Source organism: Streptomyces sp. NPDC031274, assembly GCF_055570235.1.
Genome location: NZ_JBVIHP010000148.1, coordinates 1 through 1799 on the forward strand (window position 1 = coordinate 1; position 1799 = coordinate 1799).

A 1799-nucleotide genomic window follows, 5' to 3' on the forward strand; every position below is an offset into this window, starting at 1 on the left:
CCTGGGTGCGGGGGACGCCGCGGCGGGCCTGGCCGACCTGATCGACGGCGCGGTCCTCGCACCCGGCGAAGCGGCACTCGTGCTCAGCGCGGGGGCCGGTTTCACCTGGTCCTGCCTGGTCGTGGAGGCACCCGCGGCCCAGCGGTCCCGAGTCGCAGCGGTCCCTGAGTTCGAGAAATCAGTACATGAGCAGCAGCCAGTACATGAGCAGCAGCCGGTAAATGAGCAGCAGTCAGTAAATGAGCAACAGAAATAACGAGGAACCCATGTCACGTTCGGTATTCATCACCGGAGGAAACCGCGGCATCGGTCTTGCCGTTGCCCGCGCCATGGCGGCCGACGGTGACCGTGTCGCCGTCGGGTACCGCTCCGGAGAGCCCCCGGAGGGTCTGTTCGGCATCCGGTGCGAGGTGACCGACCGGGATTCTGTGGACGCCGCGTACGAGACCATCGCGGCCGAACAGGGTCCGGTCGATGTGCTGGTCGCGAACGCCGGAATAACCCGCGACACGTTGCTCCTTCGTATGAGCGACGAGGATTTCGACGACGTACTGGACACCAATCTGAAGGGGGTTTTCCGGACCGTGCGGAAGGCTGCGAGCGGAATGCTCGCCGCCCGCCACGGCCGCATCGTGCTGCTGTCCTCCGCGCTGGGCTTCCTGGGCTCTCCCGGACAGGCCAACTATGCGGCGACGAAGACGGCCCTGGTCGGCTTCGCCCGGTCCCTTGCCTGGGAGTTGGGCTCCCGCGACATCACCGTCAACCTCGTCGCCCCGGGGATCATCGATACCGCCATGACCCAGGAACTGAGCGACCGCCGTATGCGGGACGTGATGCGGATGACGCCGCTCAACCGCCCCGGCACCCCCGAGGAAGTCGCCGCGGCCGTACGGTTCCTGGCCGGCGAATCCGCGGGGTACATCACCGGTGCGGTGCTCCCCGTCGGCGGCGGTATCGGCATGGGCATCTGAGGCCCGCCCCGCCACATCTATCTGGAGCGATTTCTTGACGAGCGACAACGCGACCGGCGCCGCCGGTCCCATATCCACGGCCGAACGGCCGGTCCCCGCGCCGTCCCCGAAGACCGGCCGGGACACAGGCCAGGACACAGGCCAGGACACAGGCCGGAACACCAGTCCCGCCGCCCCGCCCCGCAGGCTCACCCTCGCGGTCTCGTGCTTCGGCATCCTGCTGGTGCTCATGAACTACACGGCACCGATGTCCACCCTCTCGGACACCGCCGCCGACCTCGGCGCGGGCCTGTCCGGGCAGACCTGGATGCTCAGCAGCGTCATGCTGGGCATCGCCGCGCTGCTCCTGATCACCGGCGGTCTCGGCGACGCGCACGGCCAGCGGCGGGTCTTCTTCTGCGGTTCCCTGCTGCTCGCCGCGAGCACCGTGGTGTGTGCGACGGCCACCGGCAATGGAGTGTTCGTCGGCGCCCGCATCGTCCAGGGCATCGGCAGCGCGGCCATCATGACGGCCAGCCTCGGCATCATCGGTTACGCCTTTCCCGCCGGCCCCAAGCGGGTCAGGGCCACCGGCATGTGGGGCGCCATGGTCGGCGGCGGCATCACCCTGGGTCCCGCGATCTCCGCGGCCCTCGCGATGGTGTCCGACTGGCGCCTTGGCTACTGGGCGTTCGCCGTGGGCGCCGTACTGCTGGCCGTCGCGGTCCATACGTGCGTGGACGAGTACACGGGTGACCGTCCCCAGCGCATTGACTGGGCAGGGGCAGTGCTCCTGGGTGTCGCGGTGACCGCCCTGCTCGCTGCCCTTGTCCAGGGCCGCAGCTACTG

2 protein-coding genes and 1 pseudogene are annotated in these 1799 nt (G+C 69.0%); all 3 read left to right on the forward strand.

Annotated elements, in window-relative coordinates; all coding sequences use genetic code 11:
• Nucleotides 1–256 (forward strand): annotated as a pseudogene (locus ACZ5CR_RS44385) (hypothetical protein); the annotation flags it as partial.
• Nucleotides 257–266: 10 nt separating this feature from the next.
• Nucleotides 267–971 (forward strand): 3-oxoacyl-ACP reductase FabG, encoded by a 705-nt coding sequence (gene fabG, locus ACZ5CR_RS44390; protein ID WP_468869117.1) that lies wholly within the window; start codon nt 267–269, stop codon nt 969–971.
• Between the two features lie 34 nt (nt 972–1005).
• On the forward strand, nt 1006–1799 hold a 794-nt coding region (locus ACZ5CR_RS44395), incomplete at its 3' end, for an MFS transporter (RefSeq protein WP_468869120.1).

Coding starts and splice junctions, on each gene's coding strand:
- fabG (WP_468869117.1), top strand. CDS start 267: ATGTCACGTTCGGTATTCATCACCGGAGGAAACCGCGGCATCGGTCTT.